The organism is Pantoea sp. RG18, from assembly GCF_025910075.1.
GTDB lineage: Bacteria > Pseudomonadota > Gammaproteobacteria > Enterobacterales > Enterobacteriaceae > Pantoea > Pantoea agglomerans.
Genome location: NZ_JAPCIL010000010.1, coordinates 1 through 26108, shown reverse-complemented (window position 1 = coordinate 26108; position 26108 = coordinate 1). Strand labels below are relative to the sequence as shown.

22 protein-coding genes and 1 riboswitch are annotated in these 26108 nt (G+C 54.1%); of the genes, 16 read left to right on the top strand and 6 right to left on the bottom strand.

Going from position 1 to position 26108, the window contains the following annotated elements:
* From OK409_RS13290 to rpoC, 9 genes are all read left to right on the top strand, one after another.
* On the top strand, positions 1–430 hold a 430-nt coding region (locus OK409_RS13290), incomplete at its 5' end, for an EF-Tu/IF-2/RF-3 family GTPase (RefSeq protein ID WP_264367142.1).
* A gap of 231 nt (positions 431–661) precedes the next feature.
* Positions 662–1045, top strand: coding sequence for a preprotein translocase subunit SecE (secE, locus tag OK409_RS13285; RefSeq protein WP_008927141.1), 384 nt, complete (start codon positions 662–664; stop codon positions 1043–1045).
* A gap of 1 nt (position 1046) precedes the next feature.
* A complete protein-coding gene (gene nusG, locus OK409_RS13280) occupies positions 1047–1592 on the top strand; it encodes a transcription termination/antitermination protein NusG (protein ID WP_003848088.1) in 546 nt (181 codons plus the stop codon).
* Positions 1593–1739: 147 nt separating this feature from the next.
* On the top strand, positions 1740–2168 hold the full coding sequence (gene rplK / locus OK409_RS13275; protein WP_006121495.1) for a 50S ribosomal protein L11: 429 nt from the start codon (positions 1740–1742) through the stop codon (positions 2166–2168).
* Between the two features lie 3 nt (positions 2169–2171).
* Positions 2172–2876: a 50S ribosomal protein L1 gene (gene rplA, locus OK409_RS13270; RefSeq protein ID WP_010261038.1), complete on the top strand. Its 705-nt coding sequence runs from the start codon at positions 2172–2174 to the stop codon at positions 2874–2876.
* Between the two features lie 365 nt (positions 2877–3241).
* Positions 3242–3739: a 50S ribosomal protein L10 gene (gene rplJ, locus OK409_RS13265; RefSeq protein WP_003848098.1), complete on the top strand. Its 498-nt coding sequence runs from the start codon at positions 3242–3244 to the stop codon at positions 3737–3739.
* Between the two features lie 65 nt (positions 3740–3804).
* Entirely contained in the window at positions 3805–4167 is a 363-nt protein-coding gene (gene rplL / locus OK409_RS13260) for a 50S ribosomal protein L7/L12 (RefSeq protein WP_008927142.1), read from the top strand.
* Between the two features lie 330 nt (positions 4168–4497).
* Positions 4498–8526: a DNA-directed RNA polymerase subunit beta gene (gene rpoB / locus OK409_RS13255; RefSeq protein WP_010261046.1), complete on the top strand. Its 4029-nt coding sequence runs from the start codon at positions 4498–4500 to the stop codon at positions 8524–8526.
* Between the two features lie 130 nt (positions 8527–8656).
* Positions 8657–12880, top strand: coding sequence for a DNA-directed RNA polymerase subunit beta' (gene rpoC, locus OK409_RS13250; RefSeq protein WP_010261049.1), 4224 nt, complete (start codon positions 8657–8659; stop codon positions 12878–12880).
* A 54-nt stretch (positions 12881–12934) separates the two neighbouring features.
* On the opposite strand, the gene OK409_RS13245 is transcribed toward rpoC, so the two are convergent.
* Entirely contained in the window at positions 12935–13117 is a 183-nt protein-coding gene (locus OK409_RS13245) for a DUF1127 domain-containing protein (protein WP_010261051.1), read from the bottom strand.
* Between the two features lie 174 nt (positions 13118–13291).
* Between OK409_RS13245 and OK409_RS13240 the strand changes: the two genes are divergently transcribed.
* Complete coding sequence (locus OK409_RS13240) at positions 13292–14746, top strand: PLP-dependent aminotransferase family protein (protein WP_010672226.1); 1455 nt, start codon at positions 13292–13294, stop codon at positions 14744–14746.
* Between the two features lie 194 nt (positions 14747–14940).
* On the opposite strand, the gene thiE is transcribed toward OK409_RS13240, so the two are convergent.
* The 3 genes from thiE to OK409_RS13225 form a co-directional block, all read right to left on the bottom strand.
* On the bottom strand, positions 14941–15567 hold the full coding sequence (gene thiE, locus OK409_RS13235; RefSeq protein WP_061901866.1) for a thiamine phosphate synthase: 627 nt from the start codon (positions 15565–15567) through the stop codon (positions 14941–14943).
* Between the two features lie 2 nt (positions 15568–15569).
* A complete protein-coding gene (gene thiC, locus OK409_RS13230) occupies positions 15570–17492 on the bottom strand; it encodes a phosphomethylpyrimidine synthase ThiC (protein ID WP_010261057.1) in 1923 nt (640 codons plus the stop codon).
* 87 nt (positions 17493–17579) lie between these two features.
* Positions 17580–17680, bottom strand: a riboswitch (TPP riboswitch).
* Between the two features lie 152 nt (positions 17681–17832).
* Positions 17833–18339, bottom strand: a complete 507-nt coding sequence (locus OK409_RS13225) for an Rsd/AlgQ family anti-sigma factor (protein ID WP_010261059.1) — start codon at positions 18337–18339, stop codon at positions 17833–17835.
* Positions 18340–18428: 89 nt separating this feature from the next.
* Here OK409_RS13225 and nudC point away from each other — a divergent pair, with 89 nt between their 5' ends.
* The 6 genes from nudC to OK409_RS13195 all read left to right on the top strand — a co-directional run bounded on the left by nudC (position 18429) and on the right by OK409_RS13195 (position 22825).
* Complete coding sequence (gene nudC / locus OK409_RS13220) at positions 18429–19199, top strand: NAD(+) diphosphatase (RefSeq protein WP_010672223.1); 771 nt, start codon at positions 18429–18431, stop codon at positions 19197–19199.
* Between the two features lie 40 nt (positions 19200–19239).
* Positions 19240–20307 carry a uroporphyrinogen decarboxylase gene (gene hemE, locus OK409_RS13215; protein ID WP_010672222.1) on the top strand — a complete coding sequence of 356 codons (1068 nt, stop codon included), beginning with the start codon at positions 19240–19242 and terminating at the stop codon, positions 20305–20307.
* A 2-nt stretch (positions 20308–20309) separates the two neighbouring features.
* Complete coding sequence (gene nfi, locus OK409_RS13210) at positions 20310–20978, top strand: deoxyribonuclease V (protein ID WP_010261068.1); 669 nt, start codon at positions 20310–20312, stop codon at positions 20976–20978.
* Between the two features lie 63 nt (positions 20979–21041).
* Positions 21042–21632: a YjaG family protein gene (locus tag OK409_RS13205; RefSeq protein ID WP_010261070.1), complete on the top strand. Its 591-nt coding sequence runs from the start codon at positions 21042–21044 to the stop codon at positions 21630–21632.
* 188 nt (positions 21633–21820) lie between these two features.
* Positions 21821–22093, top strand: coding sequence for a nucleoid-associated protein HU-alpha (gene hupA, locus OK409_RS13200; RefSeq protein ID WP_003850136.1), 273 nt, complete (start codon positions 21821–21823; stop codon positions 22091–22093).
* Between the two features lie 69 nt (positions 22094–22162).
* Positions 22163–22825: a DUF1481 domain-containing protein gene (locus OK409_RS13195; protein WP_010261073.1), complete on the top strand. Its 663-nt coding sequence runs from the start codon at positions 22163–22165 to the stop codon at positions 22823–22825.
* 32 nt (positions 22826–22857) lie between these two features.
* Here the strand turns inward: OK409_RS13195 and purD are convergent, their stop codons facing one another.
* Positions 22858–24138: a phosphoribosylamine--glycine ligase gene (gene purD, locus OK409_RS13190; protein ID WP_010261075.1), complete on the bottom strand. Its 1281-nt coding sequence runs from the start codon at positions 24136–24138 to the stop codon at positions 22858–22860.
* Positions 24139–24157: 19 nt separating this feature from the next.
* Positions 24158–25747, bottom strand: a complete 1590-nt coding sequence (purH, locus tag OK409_RS13185; protein WP_010261077.1) for a bifunctional phosphoribosylaminoimidazolecarboxamide formyltransferase/IMP cyclohydrolase — start codon at positions 25745–25747, stop codon at positions 24158–24160.
* Positions 25748–26108: the final 361 nt, after the last annotated feature.

Below are 26108 nucleotides of genomic sequence, written 5' to 3'. Positions count from 1 at the left end.
GAAATCAACCTGTACCGGTGTTGAGATGTTCCGTAAGCTGCTGGACCAGGGTCAGGCAGGCGAAAACTGTGGTGTTCTGCTGCGCGGTATCAAGCGTGAAGACATCCAGCGTGGCCAGGTTCTGGCTAAGCCAGGCTCAATCAAGCCGCACACCCAGTTCGAGTCAGAAGTTTACGTTCTGTCTAAAGACGAAGGTGGCCGCCATACTCCGTTCTTCAAAGGCTATCGTCCACAGTTCTACTTCCGTACAACTGACGTAACCGGTTCAGTAGAGCTGCCAGAAGGCGTTGAGATGGTCATGCCAGGCGACAACATCAAAATGGTTGTTACCCTGATCCACCCAATCGCAATGGACGAAGGTCTGCGCTTCGCAATCCGCGAAGGTGGCCGTACCGTTGGCGCGGGTGTTGTTGCTAAAGTTATCGCATAATTACCGATAACGTTTGACGCAATGCACACGGAAAGGGCATCATTTGATGCCCTTTTTGCACGCTGTTTCATAGAACCTGGCTCATCAGTGATTTTTTGAATCATAATCATTGCTGAGACAGGCTCTGTTATGCGGCGTTGGATACCGAGTTACGCCCCAAAAGCTCATTCGGTTTGGACGCCTCGCACTGCGGGGCAGAATAGTTTCTGAATTATTGTGGCAGGTTGGTTTATGAGTGCGAATACCGAAGCTCAAGGGAGCGGGCGTGGCCTGGAAGCGGTAAAGTGGGTAGTAGTCGTGTTACTGCTGCTTGCAGCGATTGTAGGTAACTACCTCTATCGTGATGTGTCACTGCCACTGCGTGCTTTAGCCGTAGTTGTACTGATTGCAGCGGCTGGCGGCATTGCGCTTTTAACGACCAAAGGCAAAGCGACCGTGGCTTTTGCTCGTGAAGCAAGAACAGAAATGCGTAAGGTTATCTGGCCAACCCGCCAGGAAACGCTGCACACCACGTTAATCGTTGCCGCGGTTACTGCCGTGATGTCACTGATTTTGTGGGGGCTGGATGGTATTCTGGTCCGTCTGGTATCGTTTATCACTGGCCTGAGGTTCTGAGATGTCTGAAGCTCCAAAGAAACGCTGGTACGTCGTACAGGCGTTTTCCGGTTTTGAAGGCCGCGTAGCACAATCGCTGCGCGAGCATATCAAATTGCACAACATGGAAGAGCTGTTTGGCGACGTCATGGTTCCGACTGAAGAAGTCGTTGAAATTCGTGGTGGCCAGCGTCGTAAGAGCGAGCGCAAGTTTTTCCCGGGATACGTACTGGTTCAGATGGTGATGAATGACGCCAGCTGGCACCTGGTACGCAGCGTCCCACGCGTGATGGGTTTCATCGGCGGTACATCTGACCGTCCGGCACCTATCAGCGATAAAGAAGTTGATGCGATCATGAACCGTCTGCAGCAGGTCGGCGACAAGCCTCGTCCGAAAACGCTGTTTGAGCCAGGTGAAATGGTTCGCGTTAATGACGGTCCTTTTGCTGACTTTAACGGTGTGGTTGAAGATGTGGATTACGAGAAGAGCCGCCTGACGGTATCCGTTTCCATCTTTGGACGTGCCACGCCGGTTGAGCTCGACTTCGGTCAGGTGGAGAAAGGTTAACCTCTTTCCGCTCACAAATTAGCTGTTGCAGCAGGCGCGAAATTTAACTACAATTTCGCGCCTTTTGTTTTTATGCGCTGGCAACAGCGTGTAAATCGTTATCACGGGGAGCCTTTACAGGCGCTATAACCCAATTGAGGAAATATCATGGCTAAGAAAGTCCAAGCCTACGTCAAGCTGCAGGTTGCAGCTGGTATGGCGAACCCAAGTCCACCGGTTGGTCCAGCTCTGGGTCAGCAGGGTGTTAACATCATGGAATTCTGCAAAGCGTTCAACGCTAAGACCGAATCTCTGGAAAAAGGTCTGCCGACTCCTGTTGTTATCACCGTATACAGCGACCGTTCTTTTACCTTCATTACCAAAACGCCTCCGGCTGCCGTACTGCTGAAAAAAGCAGCGGGCATCAAGTCTGGTTCTGGTAAGCCGAACAAAGATAAAGTCGGTAAAGTGACTCGTGCTCAGGTACGTGAAATCGCAGAAACCAAAGCTGCGGACATGACTGGTTCTGACGTTGAAGCGATGACTCGCTCAATCGAAGGTACTGCTCGTTCCATGGGCCTGGTAGTAGAGGACTAAGAAATGGCTAAGCTGACCAAGCGCATGACCGTAATTCGCGACAAAGTTGACGCGACCAAGCAGTATGATATTGCTGAAGCTGTTGCTCTGCTGAAAGAACTGGCTACTGCCAAGTTCGTTGAAAGCGTTGACGTTGCTGTCAACCTCGGCATTGATGCACGTAAATCTGATCAGAACGTTCGCGGCGCGACCGTTCTGCCACACGGTACTGGTCGTTCAGTACGTGTTGCTGTCTTCGCCCAGGGCGCCAACGCTGAAGCTGCTAAAGCAGCAGGCGCTGAGCTGGTAGGCATGGAAGACCTGGCTGATCAGATCAAGAAAGGCGAAATGAATTTTGACGTTGTTATTGCTTCTCCGGATGCAATGCGCGTTGTTGGCCAGCTGGGCCAGATTCTGGGTCCACGTGGCCTGATGCCAAACCCGAAAGTCGGTACTGTAACGCCTAACGTTGCTGAAGCGGTTAAGAACGCTAAAGCGGGTCAGGTTCGTTATCGTAACGACAAAAACGGCATCATCCACACTACCATCGGTAAAGTGGACTTTGACGCTGACAAACTGAAAGAAAACCTGGAATCTCTGCTGGTTGCGCTGAAAAAAGCAAAACCATCTCAGGCGAAAGGCGTGTACATCAAGAAAGTTAGCCTTTCAACCACCATGGGCGCCGGCGTTGCCGTTGACCAGGCTGGTCTGAACGCAACAGCAAACTAATTGCTGCTTGAAACGGGCGAAAAATTCACCTAGAATCTTACGCCCGTTGTTCTGTTATTAACGGAACAGGACACCAGAGAGCCAGAACTGATTGTTGCGTGTATCGCCTTTCCCTCTGACTCTGCTGCGTCGCACAGAATTTAGGTTGGAGCCAGGCCTTATCCTGGCCTCCGTCCAAGACCGCAGGAGCTGCTTATCTCCGGATATTCCGCTTAATACCCTGCGTAGACGGTGACAGAACCAAAAGAATTTTTTCTTAGCTGGATTCTGCTCACCGTGTTCGAGCGCTTATTTCCCCTTGGGGTGAGTAAGTGAAGTGAGTTCCGGGGAAATCCTTTCCCGGTCAAATCCAGGAGCAAAAGCTAATGGCATTAAATCTTCAAGACAAACAAGCGATTGTTGCTGAAGTCAGCGAAGTAGCCAAAGGTGCGCTTTCAGCGGTTGTTGCGGATTCCCGTGGCGTTACCGTTGATAAAATGACCGAACTGCGTAAAGCAGGCCGTGAAGCTGGCGTTTACATGCGTGTTGTTCGTAACACCCTGCTGCGCCGCGTCGTTGAAGGAACTCAGTTTGAGTGCCTGAAAGACACGTTTGTTGGTCCGACCCTGATTGCATATTCTATGGAACACCCGGGCGCTGCTGCTCGTCTGTTCAAAGATTTCGCGAAAGCGAATGCAAAATTTGAGGTCAAAGCTGCAGCCTTTGAAGGTGAGCTGATCACGGCGGCCAATATTGACCGTCTGGCAACGCTGCCGACCTACGAAGAAGCACTGGCACGTCTGATGTCGACCATGAAAGAAGCCGCTGCCGGCAAACTGGTCCGCACTCTGGCTGCTGTACGCGATGCAAAAGAAGCGGCTTAAGGCCATCTTCTTTTCTTCGTACTTGCTTACGTATAAACTTTTTCTGATTCTTAGGAACAATTGTCATGTCTATTACTAAAGACCAAATTCTGGAAGCTGTTGCAGCGATGTCCGTAATGGAAGTAGTTGAGCTGGTTTCTGCTATGGAAGAAAAATTCGGCGTTTCTGCTGCTGCTGCTGTAGCTGTTGCTGCGGGCCCGGCTGAAGCTGTTGAAGAAAAAACTGAATTCGACGTAGTCCTGAAAGCTGTTGGCCCGAACAAGGTTGCAGTAATCAAAGCCGTACGTACTGCAACTGGTCTGGGCCTGAAAGAAGCCAAAGATCTGGTTGAAGCAACTGGCGTAATCAAAGAAGCGATCAGCAAAGATGACGCAGCTGCACTTGAAGCTGCTCTGAAAGAAGCTGGCGCTGAAGTTGAAGTTAAGTAAGACAGCCTTCGGGTTGCAGTCTGAGTAGTTTCAGGCTGATGGCTGGTGACTTTTTGGTCACCAGCCTTTTTGCGCTACAGGGTCTCAATGGGGTTTCACACTGTTTGTCCATTGTTACTCTTCAATATCTTTCTCTATCGACGACTTAATATACCGCTCTACCTGTGCGGGTTCCCTGCCCTCGCAACAGCGATGAAATGATTTAAGCGTGATAGAAAGAGGTATTGCACTGCTGCTGCGCAGCCAGTGAATCAAACAAAATCGTGTTGCATGAACTGTCCTGTCAGGACGGACAGCGTGGGTCGACTTGTCAGCTAGCTGAGGAACCCTATGGTTTACTCCTATACCGAGAAAAAACGTATTCGTAAGGATTTTGGTAAACGTCCGCAAGTACTGGACATACCTTATCTCCTTTCCATCCAGCTCGACTCGTTCCAGAAGTTTATCGAGCAAGATCCAGAAGGTCAGTACGGACTGGAAGCTGCATTCCGCTCTGTATTCCCTATTGCGAGCTACAGCGGCAACTCTGAGTTGCAGTATGTCAGCTATCGCCTGGGTGAACCTGTCTTTGACGTGAAAGAGTGTCAGATCCGTGGCGTGACCTATTCGGCACCGCTGCGCGTGAAACTGCGTCTGGTGGTCTATGAGCGCGAAGCGCCAGAAGGCACCGTAAAAGACATTAAAGAACAAGAAGTCTACATGGGCGAAATTCCGCTCATGACCGACAATGGTACCTTTGTTATCAATGGTACCGAGCGCGTTATCGTTTCTCAGCTGCACCGTAGTCCTGGCGTGTTCTTTGATAGCGATAAGGGTAAAACCCACTCATCGGGTAAAGTGCTCTACAACGCACGTATCATCCCTTACCGCGGTTCATGGCTCGACTTTGAGTTTGACCCGAAAGATAACCTGTTTGTCCGTATTGACCGTCGTCGTAAGCTGCCGGCCACTATCATCCTGCGTGCGTTGCAGTTCACTACACCTCAGATCCTCGATATCTTCTTCGAGAAAGTGGTGTTTGAAATTCGCGACAACAAGCTGCAGATGGAGCTGGTGCCTGAGCGCCTGCGCGGTGAAACTGCGACCTTCGATATCGAAGCGAACGGCACCGTCTACGTCGAAAAAGCACGCCGTATTACTGCGCGCCATATCCGTCAGCTGGAAAAAGATGGCATTCAGCACATCGAAGTTCCGGTTGAATATATCGCGGGCAAAGTGGTCGCTAAAGACTACATCGATGAGAGCACCGGTGAGCTGATCATTGCAGCGAACATGGAACTGTCACTGGATCTGCTGGCCAAACTGAGCCAGTCCGGTCACAAGCGCATCGAAACGCTGTTCACCAACGATCTGGACCACGGTCCATATATGTCCGAGACCCTGCGTGTCGACCCAACCAGCGATCGTCTGAGCGCACTGGTTGAGATCTACCGCATGATGCGTCCTGGTGAGCCGCCAACACGCGAAGCAGCAGAGAATCTGTTTGAGAACCTGTTCTTCTCTGAAGATCGTTACGATCTTTCTGCTGTGGGTCGTATGAAGTTCAACCGTTCATTGCTGCGTGATGAAATCGAAGGTTCAGGCATCCTGAGCAAAGATGACATCATCGAAGTGATGAAGAAGCTGATCGACATCCGTAACGGTAAAGGCGAAGTGGACGATATCGACCACCTCGGTAACCGTCGTATTCGTTCAGTCGGTGAAATGGCTGAGAACCAGTTCCGTGTCGGTCTGGTACGTGTTGAGCGTGCGGTGAAAGAGCGTCTGTCACTGGGCGACCTTGATACCCTGATGCCACAGGACATGATCAACGCGAAGCCAATTTCGGCCGCGGTGAAAGAGTTCTTTGGTTCCAGCCAGCTTTCTCAGTTTATGGATCAGAACAACCCGCTGTCAGAGATTACGCACAAACGTCGTATCTCTGCTCTCGGCCCGGGTGGTTTGACGCGTGAGCGTGCCGGCTTCGAAGTGCGTGACGTACACCCAACGCACTACGGTCGTGTCTGCCCAATCGAAACCCCTGAAGGCCCGAACATCGGTCTGATCAACTCCTTGTCTGTGTATGCACAGACCAACGAGTACGGTTTCCTTGAGACGCCTTACCGCCGTGTTATCGACGGTCTGGTTTCTGACGAGATTCACTACCTCTCTGCTATCGAAGAGGGTAACTACGTTATCGCTCAGGCGAACGCCCCTCTTGATGATAACGGCGCGTTTGTTGATGACCTGGTCACCTGCCGTAGCAAAGGCGAATCAAGTCTGTTCAGCCGCGATCAGGTTGACTACATGGACGTTTCGACTCAACAGATCGTTTCTGTCGGTGCGTCCCTGATCCCGTTCCTGGAACACGATGATGCTAACCGCGCCCTGATGGGTGCGAACATGCAACGTCAGGCCGTTCCGACTCTGCGTGCTGATAAGCCGCTGGTTGGTACGGGTATGGAACGTGCTGTTGCCGTTGACTCCGGTGTAACTGCCGTTGCCAAACGTGGCGGTACCGTACAGTACGTCGACGCATCACGTATCGTTATCAAAGTTAACGAAGACGAAATGCATGCTGGCGAAGCCGGTATCGACATCTACAACCTGACCAAATATACCCGTTCTAACCAGAACACCTGCATCAACCAGATGCCATGTGTTTCTCTGGGTGAGCCGGTTGAGCGCGGCGACGTGCTGGCAGATGGCCCGTCCACCGATCTGGGTGAACTGGCACTGGGCCAGAACATGCGCGTAGCGTTCATGCCGTGGAACGGTTACAACTTCGAAGACTCCATCCTGGTCTCCGAGCGTGTGGTTCAGGAAGATCGCTTTACGACTATCCACATTCAGGAACTGGCTTGCGTGTCGCGTGACACCAAACTGGGGCCGGAAGAGATTACCGCTGATATCCCGAACGTGGGTGAAGCTGCACTCTCTAAACTGGATGAGTCAGGCATCGTCTACATCGGTGCTGAAGTGACCGGTGGTGACATTCTGGTTGGTAAGGTTACGCCAAAAGGTGAAACCCAGCTGACGCCAGAAGAGAAACTGCTGCGCGCTATCTTCGGTGAAAAAGCCTCTGACGTGAAAGATTCGTCACTGCGCGTACCGAATGGCGTGTCAGGCACCGTGATCGACGTTCAGGTCTTTACCCGCGATGGCGTGGAAAAAGACAAACGTGCGCTGGAAATTGAAGAGATGCAGCTGAAGCAGGCCAAGAAAGACCTGTCTGAAGAACTGCAGATTCTGGAAGCGGGCCTGTTCAGCCGTATCCAGAACGTATTGATTTCTGGTGGCGTTGAAGCAGACAAACTGGACAAGCTGCCGCGCGAGCGCTGGCTGGAACTGGGTCTGACTGACGAAGCCAAGCAAAACCAGCTGGAGCAGCTGGCAGAGCAGTACGACGAGCTGAAGCACGAGTTTGAGAAAAAACTCGAAGGTAAGCGTCGTAAAATCACCCAGGGCGATGATCTGGCACCAGGCGTGCTGAAAATCGTTAAGGTTTATCTGGCTGTTAAGCGTCAGATTCAGCCGGGTGACAAAATGGCAGGCCGTCACGGTAACAAAGGTGTTATCTCTAAGATCAACCCGATCGAAGATATGCCTTACGATGAAAACGGCACGCCGGTTGACATCGTTCTGAACCCGCTGGGCGTACCATCGCGTATGAACATCGGTCAGATTCTGGAAACCCACCTGGGTATGGCAGCGAAAGGCATCGGCGAGAAGATCAACGCCATGCTCAAAAAGCAGGAAGACGTCGCGAAACTGCGCGAATTCATCCAGCGCGCCTATGACCTGGGTAGCGATCTGCGTCAGAAAGTTGACCTGAACACCTTCTCCGACGACGAAGTATTGCGTCTGGCTGAGAACCTGAAGAAAGGTATGCCAATCGCCACTCCGGTGTTTGATGGCGCGAAAGAGAGCGAAATCAAAGAGCTGCTGCAGCTCGGCGGCTTGCCTTCTTCCGGTCAGATTACCCTGTTTGACGGCCGTACCGGTGAGCAGTTCGAACGTCAGGTAACCGTTGGCTACATGTACATGCTGAAACTCAACCACCTGGTTGATGACAAGATGCATGCACGTTCAACCGGTTCCTACAGCCTGGTTACTCAGCAGCCGCTGGGTGGTAAGGCACAGTTCGGTGGTCAGCGCTTTGGTGAGATGGAAGTATGGGCACTGGAAGCATATGGTGCCGCGTATACCCTGCAGGAAATGCTTACCGTTAAGTCTGATGACGTCAACGGCCGTACCAAGATGTATAAAAACATCGTTGACGGTAACCATCAGATGGAACCGGGCATGCCGGAATCCTTCAACGTACTGTTGAAAGAGATTCGCTCGCTGGGTATCAACATCGAGCTGGAAGACGAGTAACCCCCTTTTCAGGCTGCGGTTCGCCGCCGCCTGAAAGCGCAGGGTTTAAAGCGCTCGCAATTGTACTGGTTACGGGGCGTTCAATTTCGGTTGGACGCCCTCTGAGTCTCACTCCGACGGGAGCTAATCCGTGAAAGACTTACTTAAGTTTCTGAAAGCGCAAACTAAGACCGAAGAGTTTGATGCGATCAAAATTGCGCTGGCTTCGCCAGACATGATCCGTTCCTGGTCTTTTGGTGAAGTGAAAAAGCCAGAAACCATTAACTACCGTACTTTTAAGCCAGAGCGCGATGGTCTGTTCTGTGCCCGTATCTTCGGGCCGGTAAAAGACTATGAGTGCCTGTGCGGCAAATACAAGCGCCTGAAACACCGTGGTGTGATTTGTGAGAAGTGCGGCGTTGAAGTGACCCAGACTAAAGTACGCCGTGAGCGTATGGGCCACATCGAACTGGCGTCGCCGACTGCGCACATCTGGTTCCTGAAGTCACTGCCATCGCGTATCGGCTTACTGCTGGATATGCCACTGCGTGACATCGAGCGCGTGCTCTATTTTGAATCTTACGTAGTAATCGAAGGTGGCATGACCAACCTCGAGAAGCGTCAGATTCTGACTGAAGAGCAGTACCTTGACGCTCTGGAAGAGTTCGGTGACGAGTTCGACGCCAAAATGGGCGCCGAAGCGATCCAGGCCCTGTTGAAAAACATGGATCTGGAGCAGGAGTGCGAGCAGCTGCGTGAAGAGCTGAACGAAACTAACTCCGAAACCAAACGTAAAAAACTGACCAAGCGCATCAAGCTGCTGGAAGCGTTCGTACAGTCTGGCAACAAGCCAGAGTGGATGATCCTGACCGTGCTGCCTGTTCTGCCACCGGATCTGCGTCCGCTGGTACCGCTGGATGGTGGCCGTTTCGCAACGTCGGATCTGAACGATCTCTATCGTCGCGTGATCAACCGTAACAACCGCCTGAAACGCCTGCTGGATCTGGCTGCGCCAGATATCATCGTGCGCAACGAAAAGCGTATGTTGCAGGAAGCGGTCGATGCACTGCTGGACAACGGTCGTCGCGGTCGTGCGATCACCGGTTCCAACAAGCGTCCGCTGAAATCACTGGCTGACATGATCAAAGGTAAGCAGGGTCGTTTCCGTCAGAACCTGCTGGGTAAACGTGTCGACTATTCTGGTCGTTCGGTTATCACCGTAGGTCCATACCTGCGCCTGCATCAGTGCGGTCTGCCGAAGAAAATGGCACTCGAACTGTTCAAACCGTTCATTTACGGCAAGCTGGAACTGCGTGGCCTGGCCACCACCATCAAAGCCGCGAAGAAAATGGTTGAGCGCGAAGAAGCGGTTGTCTGGGATATCCTCGACGAAGTGATCCGTGAGCACCCGGTTCTGCTGAACCGTGCGCCTACGCTGCACCGTCTGGGTATTCAGGCCTTTGAACCGGTTCTGATCGAAGGTAAAGCGATCCAGCTGCACCCGCTGGTTTGTGCGGCATACAACGCCGACTTCGATGGTGACCAGATGGCTGTTCACGTACCGCTGACGCTGGAAGCCCAGCTGGAAGCGCGTGCGCTGATGATGTCGACCAACAACATCCTGTCACCTGCGAACGGCGAGCCAATCATCGTTCCTTCTCAGGACGTTGTACTGGGTCTGTACTACATGACCCGTGACTGTGTTAACGCCAAAGGCGAAGGCATGGTGCTGACTGGCCCGAAAGAAGCTGAGCGTATTTATCGCGCTGGCCTCGCATCGCTGCATGCTCGCGTTAAGGTGCGTATCACCGAACACGAGAAAAATGAGCAGGATGAGTGGGTTGCTAAAACCAGCATCATCGACACCACTGTTGGCCGTGCCATCCTGTGGATGATCGTGCCAAAAGGTCTGCCTTTCTCCATCGTTAACCAGGCGCTGGGCAAAAAAGCTATCTCCAAAATGCTGAACACCTGTTACCGCATTCTGGGCCTGAAGCCGACCGTTATCTTTGCTGACCAGACCATGTACACCGGTTTCGCTTACGCAGCCCGTTCAGGCGCGTCTGTCGGCATCGACGACATGGTTATTCCAGAGAAGAAAGTGGAAATCATCACCGAAGCGGAAGCAGAAGTGGCTGAGATCCAGGAGCAGTTCCAGTCTGGTCTGGTAACCGCAGGCGAACGTTACAACAAAGTCATCGATATCTGGGCAGCAGCCAACGAACGTGTTGCCAAGGCGATGATGGAAAACCTCTCAACTGAAACCGTTATTAACCGTGACGGCGTAGAAGAGCGACAGGTTTCCTTTAACAGCATCTTTATGATGGCTGACTCCGGTGCGCGTGGTTCTGCTGCACAGATTCGTCAGCTGGCCGGTATGCGTGGTCTGATGGCGAAGCCAGATGGCTCCATCATCGAAACACCAATCACGGCGAACTTCCGTGAAGGGTTGAACGTACTCCAGTACTTCATCTCAACCCACGGTGCTCGTAAAGGTCTGGCGGATACCGCACTGAAAACGGCGAACTCCGGTTATCTGACGCGTCGTCTGGTTGACGTTGCACAGGATCTGGTTGTTACCGAAGATGACTGTGGTACACACGAAGGCATCATGATGACACCTGTCATCGAAGGTGGCGACGTTAAAGAGCCACTGCGTGAACGTGTTCTGGGTCGTGTGACCGCTGAAGACGTTCTGAAGCCGGGTACTGCTGATATTCTGGTTCCACGCAACACGCTGCTCGATGAGCACTGGTGTGACGTGCTGGAACTGAACTCAGTCGACAGCCTGAAAGTCCGCTCAGTAGTAGGTTGTGAAACCGACTTTGGTGTATGTGCGCATTGCTATGGTCGCGACCTGGCACGTGGTCACATCATCAACAAAGGTGAAGCGATCGGTGTTATCGCGGCACAGTCCATCGGTGAGCCAGGTACACAGCTGACGATGCGTACGTTCCACATCGGTGGTGCGGCATCACGTGCGGCTGCTGAATCCAGCATTCAGGTGAAGAACAAAGGTACCATCAAGCTGACCAACGCTAAGTCGGTAACGAACTCGGCAGGTAAGCTGGTGATCACCTCGCGTAACGTTGAACTGAAAATGATCGACGAATTTGGTCGTACCAAAGAGAGCTATAAAGTTCCTTATGGTTCTACCATGGCGAAAGGTGATGGTGAGCAGGTTGCAGCGGGCGAAACCGTCGCAAACTGGGATCCGCATACCATGCCAGTCATCACCGAAGTGGGCGGTTTCATTCGCTTCACGGACATGGTTGATGGCCAGACCATTACCCGTCAGACAGATGACTTAACCGGTCTTTCTTCGCTGGTGGTTCTGGACAGTGCTGAACGTACTGCGGGCGGTAAAGATCTGCGTCCTGCGCTGAAAATTGTTGATGCCAACGGCAATGACGTTCTGATCCCGGGCACCGACATGCCGGCTCAGTACTTCCTGCCTGGTAAAGCGATTGTTCAGCTGGAAGATGGCGTGAAGATCAGTGCTGGTGACACGCTGGCGCGTGTTCCGCAGGAATCTGGCGGTACCAAGGATATTACCGGTGGTCTGCCACGCGTTGCTGACCTGTTCGAAGCGCGTCGTCCGAAAGAGCCAGCTATTCTGGCGGAGATCAGCGGCATCATCTCCTTCGGTAAAGAGACCAAAGGTAAGCGTCGTCTGGTCATCACTCCGCTGGATGGCAGTGAGCCGTACGAAGAGATGATTCCGAAATGGCGTCAGCTGAACGTGTTCGAAGGTGAACGTGTTGAGCGCGGTGACGTGGTTTCCGATGGCCCAGAGTCTCCACATGACATCCTGCGCTTGCGTGGCGTGCATGCGGTGACCCGTTACATCACTAACGAAGTGCAGGAAGTTTACCGTCTGCAAGGCGTTAAGATTAACGATAAGCACATCGAAGTCATCGTTCGTCAGATGCTGCGTAAAGCAACCATCGTGAGCGCAGGAAGTGCAGACTTCCTGGAAGGTGAGCAGGCTGAATTCTCTCGCATCAAGATCTCTAACCGTGATCTGGAAGCGAACGGAAAAGTTGGCGCAACCTTCATGCGTGACCTGCTGGGTATTACCAAAGCGTCACTGGCTACCGAATCGTTCATCTCTGCAGCATCGTTCCAGGAAACCACGCGTGTCCTGACCGAAGCAGCAGTAGCAGGTAAGCGCGATGAACTGCGCGGCCTGAAAGAGAACGTAATCGTGGGTCGCCTGATCCCGGCCGGTACCGGTTATGCGTACCATCAGGATCGTATGCGCCGCAAAGCGGCAGGTGAAGTTCCGGTTGCACCGCAGGTTACTGCGGATGAAGCCTCAGCCAGCCTGGCTGAACTGTTGAACGCCGGTCTCGGCGGCAACAAAGACGATTAATCGTCCTTTGCCTGATAAAAACCCTGCCTCGGCAGGGTTTTTTTTGTCTCTGATTCAGACATTCCAGTCGTTGCGGCCAAGGCCAATGTCTTTCAGCTGACTGTCACTCAGCTTCGACAGGATGACGCGTGTCTCACGCCGCAGCTGCCAGCGTTTATAACTGCGCCATAAGTAACGAACCAACTGGTAAGGCGTGCCTGTAAAAGGTTTAGCTGCGCGATTCTCGTCGTATCCCATGATAGTGCCCTCAGTGAATTGTCTGAGGACTATTCTCAGCGGATCGCTCTGTATGATACAGACGCAAAAATCACCTTTCTTTAACATACAGATTGCGGTAATGGCGATCTGAATGGTAAAAAAGAGGCATAACTGTACCGGTTAATGCTCAGCTCCTGAGTCAGAGGAAATACAATGACGCGATATGAACATCTGGCCACGCTGCTGGCTCAGCGTATTGAACAAGGTTTATATCGCAGTGGTGAGCGCCTGCCCTCGGTACGCAGTCTGAGTGCCGAACATGGCGTCAGTATCAGCACCGTGCAGCAGGCTTATCATCTGCTGGAAGAGAAGCAGATGATTACGCCGCAGTCGCGCTCTGGCTATTTTGTGGCTTCGCGTAAGGCGACGCCCCCGATGCCTGCGCTGACCCGTCCCGCACAGCGGCCGGTTGAGGTAACGCAGTGGGATGCGGTGCTGGAGCTGATTAACAGCCGTCTGGAAGATGATGTGTTGCAGCTGGGAAGCGGTATGCCCGATCTGACCCAGCCGACGCTTAAGCCGCTGTGGAAAGCCTTCAGCCGACAGGCTCAGAAGCAGGACATCGCGCTGCTCAATTATGACAACCTCTATGGTGTTCTCGCACTGCGGCAACAGGTTGCACGACTGGCGATAGATAGCGGTTGCCAGCTCACCGCCGATGACATTGTAATTACCACCGGCTGCCATGAAGCCTTATCGGTAGCCGTGCGTGCGGTCTGCGAGCCGGGCGATATCATTGCTGTTGAGTCGCCTTCGTTTCACGGGATCATGCAAACCCTGCGCGGATTTGGCATTCGTGCCATTGAGATCCCGACTGATGCGGTAACCGGCATCAGCCTGGAAGCGCTGGAACTGGCGTTTGATCAATGGCCGATTAAAGCAGTCGTTGTTGTACCGAACTGTAATAATCCGCTGGGATTTATCATGCCTGAGCCGCGTAAGCGGGCATTGCTTGCCCTGGCGCAGCGGTTTGACGCGGCGGTCATTGAAGATGATGTTTATGGTGAGTTAGCCTGGGAATATCCGCGCCCAGCGACCATTAAAGCGCTGGATCTCGATGGCCGGGTTCTGCTGTGCAGCTCCTTTTCCAAAACGCTGGCGCCAGGTTTGCGTGTCGGCTGGGTTGCACCCGGCCGCTATCGCGACCGTGTACTGCACATGAAATATATCGTCACAGGTTCCACCGCCACACAGCCTCAGCATGCGGTCTCCGAGTTTATCCGCCAGGGCCATTATCAGCCCCATCTGCGCCGGATGCGGCAAATCTATCATCGTAACTATGAAACCTTTAGCTGCTGGGTGCGCCACTACTTTCCCTGCGGCATCTGCGTTTCCCGTCCTCAGGGCGGTTTTCTGATGTGGATAGAGCTCCCCGAAGCGTTTGATGCGGTCCGGCTCAACCGCGAATTGCGCGAGTCAAAAATTCAGATAGCCGTAGGCTCACTCTTTTCGGCCTCGGGTAAATACCGTAACTGTCTGCGCTTAAACTACGGGCTGCCGATCAACGAGCAGACTGAAAAGGCGCTGGCGCTGGTGGGTGCAGCCGTCGAACGCGCCATGCTCTCGTGCCAGCATGAAACGCAGATTTCAGCTTCAACTCTCGCATAGCGAAAAGAAGAAGCAGGGCCGGCAAGAGGAGGGAACCGGCCCTGGTCAGATAACCTTAACCTGACGGAGGCCACGTTAAGGTTTTGGATCAGAGCACGCCAGCGGCAACTTACGCTTTTGCGCACCGCTTTCCCGGCAGAAACGCTGGCGTTACTGGTTTTGCAGCCGCTATGCGGGACAGCTTCCACAAATCCTTATTGGTGAAGCTCTGCCAGCGCCAGCAAAGTACGTGTTGCTTCACGCCAGTCATCTGCCTGGGTAATCGCACTCACCACCGCAATACTCCCTACGCCGGTTGCCAGCACGTCAGGTGCCCGTGCAATCGAAATACCGCCAATTGCCACGGTGGGGATATGCGTCAGGCGCGTCAGATGCCGCTTCAGCTGCTCAATGCCCTGCGGCGCAGAAGGCATCTCTTTGGTCTGCGTCGGGAAAATATGTCCAAGCGCGATGTAAGAGGGCTGGATTGCCAGTGCGCGGTCCAGTTCAGCATCGTCATGGGTGGAGAGCCCCAGACGCAATCCTGCCTGATGAATCCGGGCAAGATCGGCGACATCGAGATCCTCCTGACCCAGATGCACGCCATAAGCCTGATGCTTTATCGCCAGCTGCCAATAGTCATTGATAAACAGGCGCGCGTCATAGCGTTTACCCAGTGCAATCGCCTGAGCGATGGCGGGTTCGGCGATCTCATCGGGCTGATCTTTGATGCGCAGCTGCAGTGTACGAACGCCCATCTTCAGCAGGCGCTCAATCCAGTCGGGGCTATCAACCACCGGATAAAGCCCCAGGCGCGGGGCGGTAGCGGGAAATGCGGGCATCGTTACTCCTCCTTAATGGCATCGGCGGGATGATAAAGCTCACCGCCGCGCCGACGAAAACGGTCTGACATCTGCGCCATGCCCACTTCAACGGGCTCGGCGCGCGTATCCTGACGTGCTGCGAACTCGCGCACCTCCTGTGAAATTTTCATCGAGCAGAACTTAGGGCCACACATCGAGCAGAAATGGGCCACTTTGCCCGACTCCTGCGGCAGGGTTTCATCATGCATAGCCCGCGCCGTATGGGGATCCAGCGCCAGATTAAACTGATCTTCCCAGCGGAACTCAAAGCGCGCTTTGGACATGGCGTTATCACGGATCTGCGCACCCGGATGGCCTTTCGCCAGATCGGCGGCATGCGCTGCTATTTTGTAGGTGATCAATCCCTGCTTCACATCCTCTTTGTTCGGCAGACCCAGATGCTCTTTGGGCGTGACGTAACACAACATGGCGCAACCAAACCAGCCAATCATGGCAGCACCGATACCGGAGGTGAAATGGTCATAGCCGGGCGCGATGTCGGTGGTCAGCGGGCCAAGGGTGTAGAAGGGGGCTTCATCGCACAGGTCGAGCTGTTCGGTCATGTTGCGGCGGATCATATGCATCGGGACGTGCCCCGGGCCTTCAATCATGACCTGAACGTCATATTCCCAGGCAATACGGGTCAGTTCGCCCAGGGTACGCAGTTCGGCAAACTGCGCCTCATCGTTGGCATCCTGAATGGAACCCGGACGAAGGCCATCGCCCAGCGACAGGGAGACATCATAGGCGGCGCAGATTTCACAAATCTCCCGGAAGTGCTGATACAGGAAGCTCTCCTGATGATGCGACAGGCACCATTTCGCCATGATAGATCCACCCCGCGATACAATTCCGGTCAGACGTTTCGCCGTCATCGGGACATAACGCAGCAGCACGCCAGCGTGGATAGTGAAATAATCGACACCCTGTTCCGCCTGCTCAAGCAGCGTATCGCGGAATATTTCCCAGTTCAGCGCCTCGGCCACGCCATTCACTTTTTCCAGCGCCTGATAAATCGGCACTGTACCGATTGGCACCGGGCTGTTTCGCAAAATCCATTCGCGCGTTTCATGAATATAACGACCGGTAGAGAGATCCATCACCGTATCGGCACCCCAGCGAGTCGACCAGACCAGTTTTTCCACCTCTTCCTCAATAGAAGAGGTCACCGCCGAGTTACCGATGTTGGCATTGACCTTAACCAGAAAGTTGCGGCCAATGATCATCGGCTCTGATTCAGGGTGATTGATATTGGCAGGGATGATGGCACGTCCGGCAGCGACCTCCTGACGCACAAACTCGGGCGTGATACTGGCTGGCAGATGCGCGCCAAAACTGTGGCCAGGATGCTGTTGCAGCAATACCTCACTGCGGATTCGCTCACGGCCCATGTTTTCCCGCAGTGCGATAAATTCCATCTCCGGGGTGATGATCCCCTGGCGGGCATAGTGCAATTGCGTGACGCAGCAGCCTGCGCGGGCACGGCGCGGTGTAGGGAGTTGATCGAAACGCAGATGATCCAGTCCCTCGTCAGCCAGCCGCTGCTGGGTATACCCTGAGCTGTTCTGTTCGAGAAGTTCGCTGTCGTCGCGTTCAGCAATCCAGCGGGCGCGCAGCTTTTCCAGGCCACGATGAACATCGATCTGTGCCGCGGGATCGCCATAGGCACCCGCCGTGTCATAGACCGGTACCGCTTCGTTCTGCTCATAGAGAGGCTGTTCTTTGCTGCCGCCGATGTGAGTCGGGCTTAGCACGATTTCACGCATGGGAACGCGAATATCCTCGCGGCTGCCGGTAATCCAGATGCGGCGGGACTGGGGAAATGCACTGCCGCTTTGCAGGGAATCGATAAATTCCTGCGCCTGGGCACGCTGTTCACGACGGGTTGTTTTTTGGTCAGACATAGCAATCTTCCTGTTAAGGGGGAACGATGCTTGTCCGGAGTTCGGAAGGAGTAACCGTATAGACAGCATAAGCATGCTGGCATACAGAGAATATTTACTCTTGTTCCCTTCGCAGGTTCTAACCTGATCAGGTTCCGCGGATCCCGAATTAACGGTCTCAGCCCAACTGGGCACTCCGACAAGAAGCGGTTTTTACGCGGGTGTCTGATAACAGAGCCAGGCGTAAAAACCTTATATTTCAAAGCAAAAATCAAAAAGGTTCTTTGGAGCACTCTCCTCAGAACCTGTTCAGCATAAAAGGGCTACGGGATAATCTCAACCCCTTTGCCGGAGATGATGATTAAGCCGGACGCGCGATATGGCTGTCATTGGCTACCGGCGGGGGGACAAGCTGGTTATCCCATGCCAGCTGGATCAGCTTATCTTCCAGCGTAAAGCGTGCTTCCAGCACTTCACCCACTTCGGAGAGTGCCTGCTGGAAGGTCATGCAGTTCTCGTCGTCGATCGCCTGCTGCAGGTGGCCGTCATACAGCTGCATCAGACGCTCAGTATTGGCTTCCAGCGGTGGATAGATCTGTGCGGCGGCAATCATCGGGCTGTCGCCACTCATTTCACTGATCACGCGTTCATAGATACTGAAGTGACCCGCAGAAAGATAATCGACCAGACCGTGACAGAAGTTGTCCAGAGCCTGCTCATCAAGACGCGTCAGCGCCTCTTTGTTTGGTTTAAGTCCGACCAGGTGATAATAGGTCACCAGTAGCTGACGACGGGCTTCAAGCCACGAATCGACCAGTTCATTACTGCCACCTACGCGTTCAGCCAGGACGTCTAACTGGTTAAGCATATCTAACTCCATGTGAGTTATAGTTGTTTATCTACACACTTAACATCAGGGCTTCAGCGTGCGAGTTGACGCTAAGGATGACGAAATAAATGCAATGCGAAATCTCAAGCGTAGACGCTGGATGGTGGATTGTCAGCCATGAACAGAAACTTTGGTTGCCACAAGGTGATTTACCCCACGGAAACGCCGAAAAATTTGGTTTGACCGGCAGTAAAGCCCGGACCATCGGTGAGTGGCAGGGCGAAAAAGTCTGGCTGATTTGTGAGCCGCGTTCTGCCGATATGTTCTCAGTACGACAGCTGATCGATCAGGATGTGGCGCTGTTTCAGCTGGTGGGTCGCGGTGTGCAACTGGCGGAATTCTACCGTTCTCATCGCTGGTGCGGCTATTGCGGCCATGAAATGCACCAAAGCAAACATGAATTTGCCTGTCTCTGCAGCCATTGCCGCGAGCGTTACTATCCGCAGATCGCACCCTGCATCATTGTGGCTATCCGTCGCGGTGATGAAATCCTGCTGGCGAATCATGCCCGCCATCGCAACAAGGTCTACACCGTGCTGGCAGGTTTTGTGGAGGTGGGCGAGACGCTGGAGCAGGCCGTTGCCCGCGAAGTGATGGAAGAGAGCAATATCCGCGTCAAAAACGTCCGTTACGTTACCTCCCAGCCGTGGCCCTTCCCGCAATCGCTGATGACAGCCTTTATGGCGGAGTATGACAGCGGCGATCTGCAGCACGACGGTAAAGAGCTGCTGGATGCGGCCTGGTTCCGTTTTGATGAGCTGCCGTTGCTGCCACCGCCAGGCACCGTGGCGCGCCGCCTGATTGAAGATACCGTCGCCCTGTGCCGCGCCGAAGTGTGAAAGTGCTACACTACACGCCTGTTATTGAGAGAGTGTTGAGATGAGTGAACTGAAGAACGATCGTTATTTGCGTGCCCTGTTACGTCAGCCGGTTGATGTCACGCCGGTCTGGATGATGCGACAAGCCGGGCGCTATTTGCCGGAGTACAAAGCGACACGCGCCCAGGCGGGTGACTTTATGTCGCTGTGTAAAAACGCCGAGCTGGCCTGTGAAGTCACCCTGCAGCCGCTGCGCCGTTATCCGCTGGATGCCGCCATCCTCTTCAGTGACATCCTGACCATTCCGGATGCGATGGGACTGGGTCTCTACTTTGAAACCGGCGAAGGCCCGCGTTTCTCAAACCCTGTGACCTGTCGCGCTGACGTTGAGCGTTTACCGGTGCCCGATCCCGAAATGGAGCTGGGCTATGTGATGAATGCTGTCCGTACCATCCGTAAGAACCTGAACGGCGATCTGCCGCTGATTGGCTTCTCCGGCAGTCCGTGGACGCTGGCCACCTATATGGTGGAAGGCGGGAGCAGCAAGGCGTTTACCAAAATTAAGAAGATGATGTATGCCGATCCCGCTACGCTCCACGCGATGCTGGATAAGCTGGCCGACAGCGTCATCCTCTATCTCAATGCTCAGATCCGCGCCGGTGCGCAGTCCGTTATGGTATTTGATACCTGGGGCGGCGTGCTGACCGGTCGTGATTACCGCGAATTCTCACTCCATTACATGCACAAAATTGTCGATGGCCTGCTGCGTGAAAACGACGGCCGCCGCGTGCCGGTAACGCTCTTCACCAAAGGCGGCGGACAGTGGCTGGAAGCGATGGCCGCCACCGGTTGTGACGCGCTGGGTCTCGACTGGACCACCGATATTGATGACGCACGCCGTCGCGTGGGCGACAAAGTCGCACTGCAGGGCAACATGGATCCTTCTATGCTCTATGCGGCACCTGAGCGCATCGAACAGGAAGTGGCTGGGATTCTGGAGCGCTTTGGCTCGGGCACCGGGCATGTCTTTAATCTGGGGCATGGTATTCATCTGGATGTGCCACCGGAAAATGCGGGCGTCTTTGTTGAGGCGGTACACCGTTTATCACGTCCCTGGCATCAGGAGTAATCATGGATATTGCCGCACTTCGCGCTGAGCAGTTACAACGCGCCGCTGATGTGGTGCGTGAAGATGACTTTGATGTGCTGCCACCCCGCTTTATCGGCGGGGCGGACGTTGGATTTGAGCAGGAAGGCACCATCACCCGGGCGGCGATGGTGATACTGGAGTATCCCTCCTTAAAGCTGGTGGAGCACCGCATCGCACGCGTTGAGACCACCATGCCCTATATTCCGGGCTTTCTCTCATTCCGTGAATATCCAGCGCTGATGGCCGCCTGGCAGATGCTGGAGCAAAAGCCGGACCTGCTGTTTGTGGATGGACATGGTATTTCGCATCCACGACGACTTGGCGTCGCGTCACATTTTGGCCTGCTGGTCGATGTGCCCACCATTGGTGTCGCGAAAAGTCGCCTGTGTGGCCGTTTTGCCGATCTGGATGCGCAGCCTGGCAGTCGTCAGCCACTGATCGACAAAGGCGAGCAGATAGGCTGGGTATGGCGCAGCAAGCTGCGGTGTAATCCGCTGTTTGTCGCCACCGGCCATCGTGTCAGCCTGGATACCGCGCTGCAGTGGGTCGAAAACTGTACGCGTGGTTACCGGCTGCCGGAACCGACCCGCTGGGCCGACGCGGTTGCCTCGAACCGAACCGCTTTCCAGCGCTGGCAAAACGCGCTTTAACACTGTTTGTGCTGCGGTTTTGCAGTTACACTGCGGCCAGCGAAACGAATAAGAGCCACCTTTATGTTACAAAATCCCGTTCATCTGCGTCTGGCGAAGCTGGAAAGCTGGCAGCACCTTACTTTTATGGCCTGCCTGTGCGAGCGCATGTATCCCAACTATCGCGCGTTCTGCGAGCAGACTGAATTTGCCGATCCGGCACTCTATCGCCGTATTCTTGATCTGATCTGGGAAAACCTGACGGTCAAAGATGCGAAGATTAACTTCGACAGCCAGCTGGAAAAGCTCGAAGCCGCCATTCCGGATGGTGATGCGTTTGAGGTTTACGGCGTTTATCCGGCTATCGATGCCTGTGTGGCATTAAGCGAAGTCGTACATGCGCAGCTGAGCGGTGAAACTCTTGAGCATGCAATTGAAGTCAGCGAGACCTCAATTACCACTATCGCCATGCTGGAAATGACCCAGGCTGGACGCGAAATGACCGACGAAGAGCTGCGTGAAAACCCGGCTATCATCGATGAGTGGGACCTTCAGTGGGAGATTTTCCGCCTGCTGGCGGAGTGTGAAGAGCGCGACCTTGAATTGATTAAAGGTCTGCGATCTGACCTGCGTGAAGCGGGAATTAGCAACATCGGTATAAATTTCCAGCAGTAAGGCGATAAAACGTGACTTCAGGCCCGAATTAGCGCGCCTGGAGGCTTCACATTGGCCCCCTGTCTGGTCTACATTTGGGGGGCTGAAAATTGTGGCTATCGGTGCGTGCAGGCAGAAGAGTGCCAGAATATGGCTTTTCCCTCGCACTCGTTGCTTAGCAAGCGATAAATACACTTTAAGGATAACTTATGAACAAGACTCAACTGATTGATGTGATCGCAGAAAAAGCTGACCTGTCTAAAACCCAGGCAAAGGCAGCGCTGGAATCTACTCTGGCTGCGATCACTGAGTCTCTGAAAGATGGTGATGCTGTACAACTGGTTGGTTTTGGTACTTTTAAAGTGAACCACCGCGCTGAGCGTACCGGTCGTAACCCGCAGACTGGCAAAGAGATCAAAATCGCTGCAGCAAATGTACCGGCATTCGTGTCTGGTAAAGCGCTGAAAGACGCCGTTAAGTAAGACGTCGCACTGCGGTTAAGCTTTAAAACAGGGGGCGTTTCGCCCCTTTTGTTTAAGAGGCCAGCCATCATGACCCCGCTGTTTCAGCGTTTATCTGTTCTGTTTCTCTCCCTTTTTCTTTTCGGTTGCAGCTCTACTCCGGATATTCCCCCCTTTTCTGCCAGTGGCTATCTTGCCGATCGTGGTGTTGTTCGTATCTGGCGTAAAAACAGCGACCACCAGTCGGTCCATATCCGCACCTTCTATACGCCGTTCAGTGGGGGTGAGGGTGAAGTGACGGATTATGTCTGGCTGGAAGAGTCGTTGATCAGCATCCAGCGTCAGGTGAAGGGCAACCAGCCTGATGATGTGACCCTGCGCTTTGACCAGGCTGGCGGTCTTAACTTTATGCAGCGCCAGCTTTCAGGCCGGCGTGAAGCGGTCAGCCCGGATGCGGTTGAGCTCTATAAGTTTGATGCCGAGCGGATGCGTAACCTCAGCGATGCGCTATTAAGCGGTCAGGTGTTCCTCAGACAGGGACACTGGCTGGGAAACAATGTGCTGGAGAGTTGCGAAGGCCAGCAGGTCAGACCCGCTTTTGACGCCGACGCTCTGCAGATGCTGACACAGCAGCAACGCCGCGCATCGGCACCGCTGATGGTGTCATGGCTTGAAGCGCCGGAAGGGATACAGCTATTGCGGGTCAGTCAGCAGGATGACTGCTCACAGCAGCCGACAGAAGAAGATATGTGAATTGAAAAGGGGGCACCTGGTGCCCCCTGAACTTATTTGCGATTAATGGCGCGGTAGCCGATATCGCGGCGACAGAAGCTGCCCTGCCATGAGATCGGCTGTGTCAGCTCATAAGCCCGCTTTTGTGCCGCGGCCACATCGTCGCCCAGCGCGGTTACGCACAACACGCGGCCACCGTTTGTCAGCACCAGGTCCTCTTCCAGCCGTGTTCCGGCGTGGAATACCTTGCCGTCAGCCACTTCTTCCAGTGGCAGACCGTGAATCTGATCGCCCTGAGCGTAGTCACCCGGATAACCGCCCGCCGCCAGCACCACACCCAGCGCAGGGCGGGGATCCCATTGTGACGTTTTCTGATCCAGTTTACCGTCACAGGCGGCCAGGCAAAGATCGACCAGATCCGACTGCAGGCGCAGCATGATCGGCTGAGTCTCCGGATCGCCGAAGCGGCAGTTGAATTCGATCACTTTCGGCTGCCCGGTGTGATCGATCATCAGGCCGGCATAGAGAAAACCGGTATAGACGTTGCCTTCAGCCGCCATGCCGCGCACGGTCGGCCAGATAACCTGATCCATAACGCGCTGGTGGATCTCATCGGTGACAACCGGAGCCGGAGAGTAGGCACCCATTCCGCCGGTGTTCGGACCGGTATCGCCATCGCCCACGCGTTTGTGATCCTGGCTGGTGGCCATGGGCAGCACATGCTCGCCGTCCACCATCACGATGAAGCTGGCTTCTTCGCCATCCAGAAACTCTTCAATCACAATGCGGTGTCCGGCATCGCCAAAGGCGTTTCCGGCCAGCATATCCTGAACCGCATCCTCAGCTTCCTGCAGCGTCATCGCCACAATCACGCCTTTACCTGCGGCCAGGCCGTCGGCTTTGATGACGATAGGGGCGCCTTTCTCACGCAGATACGCGAGAGCGGGCTCAACCTCGGTGAAGTTCTGGTATTCCGCACTCGGGATCTGATGACGCGCCAGGAAATCCTTGGTGAAAGCTTTAGAGCCTTCCAGCTGCGCAGCAGCCTGAGTCGGACCAAAGATAGCCAGCCCGGCCTCACGGAAGGCATCCACGATGCCAATCACCAGCGGCGCTTCGGGGCCGACAATCGTCAGATCGATCTTTTCACGCCGGGCAAACTCAAGCAGGGCAGGGACATCAGTTGCACTAATCGCGACATTCTGCAGCGCAGGCTCTAATGCGGTGCCCGCGTTACCCGGTGCCACAAACACGGTTTCCGCCAGCGGCGACTGGACAGCTTTCCAGGCCAGAGCATGTTCACGTCCGCCATTGCCGATTACTAAAATTTTCATCTGTTTCTCTCCAGAACGATTAATGGCGGAAGTGACGCATGTCGGTGAAGATCATGGCAATGCCGTGCTCATCAGCCGCCGCAATCACCTCTTCATCGCGGATGGAGCCGCCAGGCTGGATGACGCAGCTCACGCCTGACGCGGCTGCCGCATCAATGCCATCACGGAACGGGAAGAAGGCATCCGACGCCATGGCTGATCCTTTTACTTCCAGCCCTTCATCGGCTGCTTTAATGCCGGCAATCTTAGCGGAATAGACACGGCTCATCTGTCCGGCACCGATACCGATGGTCATGTTGTCGCGTGCATAAACAATGGCGTTAGACTTAACGAACTTCGCTACTTTCCAGCAGAACAGCGCATCACGCAGCTCCTGTTCGGTTGGCTGACGTTTACTGACGACGCGCAGCTGGCTGGCATCAACCATGCCGAGATCGCGATCCTGTACCAGCAGACCCCCGTTGACGCGTTTGAAATCCAGTGCAGCAGTACGGTTTTGCCATTGGCCGCAGATCAGGACACGGACATTCTGCTTCGCGGCGGTAATTTTCAGCGCGGCCTCGGAAACCGCTGGCGCGATAATCACCTCAACAAACTGGCGGCTGATAATGGCCTGCGCAGTTGCTTCATCCAGCTCGCGGTTAAAGGCGATGATGCCGCCAAATGCGGAGGTCGGATCGGTCTGGTAAGCACGCTCATAGGCTGCCAGCAGAGAGTCACCGGTCGCTACGCCACAAGGGTTCGCATGTTTGACGATGACGCAGGCGGGTTCACTGAACTCTTTTACGCACTCCAGTGCAGCATCCGTGTCAGCAATGTTGTTATAGGAGAGCGCTTTGCCCTGAACCTGCCGGGCAGTCGCCACTGAAGCTTCAGTGATGTTCTCTTCTATATAGAAGGCAGCATCCTGATGGCTGTTTTCACCGTAGCGCATATCCTGCTTCTTAATGAAGTTCAGATTCAGGGTACGCGGGAAACGGCCAGCAGGCTGATTACGATCACCGTGATAGGCGGGTACCAGGCTGCCAAAGTAGTTAGCAATCATGCTGTCATACGCGGCGGTGTGTTCGAACGCTTTGATCGCCAGATCGAAACGGGTCTCAAGCGTCAGGCCATTTTCATGGGCATCCATTTCGGCAATGATCGCTTCGTAGTCGCCGCTGCTGACCACGATTGCCACATCTTTATGGTTCTTGGCAGCAGAGCGCACCATGGTCGGGCCACCGATGTCGATATTTTCCACTGCATCTTCCAGTGAACATCCTTCACGGGCGACGGTCTGTGCAAAGGGATAGAGGTTAACGACCACCATGTCGATTGGGCTGATGTCGTGCTGCGCCATAATGGCATCATCCTGGCCGCGACGACCTAAAATGCCGCCATGCACTTTGGGATGCAGGGTTTTGACGCGTCCATCCATCATTTCCGGGAAACCGGTGTAGTCAGAGACTTCTGTGACAGCCAGACCCGCATCCGCCAGCAGGCGAGCTGTTCCGCCTGTGGAGAGCAGTTCGACACCGCGACTTGAGAGCGCCTGAGCAAATTCGAGGATACCGGCTTTGTCAGAGACACTGAGCAATGCGCGGCGTACAGGACGAGTTTGTTGCATGGTGGTTTATCCCTTGGCTTTGTTTCGCGTATATAAGAGCGTTACATCAGGCTTTACAGCGGTTTTCTCTTCTCTATATAGGAAGAAAAAATCAAAAACCTCAGGTAACGCCCCGAAAAGGGGTGTCCGGAACTTCGCCCGGCATTGTAGCGAAAACGTTTGCGTGATGCTCGCCTAAATTTATCTGGCCCGACTAATGTGGATAACATTGTGTGTAACTGCGTATAACAGCCGCTTTTGCTGTGGAATGCAGCGAACGCTCTTTTTTATGCAATTTATGGGTTGCGCCTCTCAGACAACTCCCTATAATGCGCATCCATCAACACGGAACACCGGCAACGGAATGACAGGTTGAGAGGCG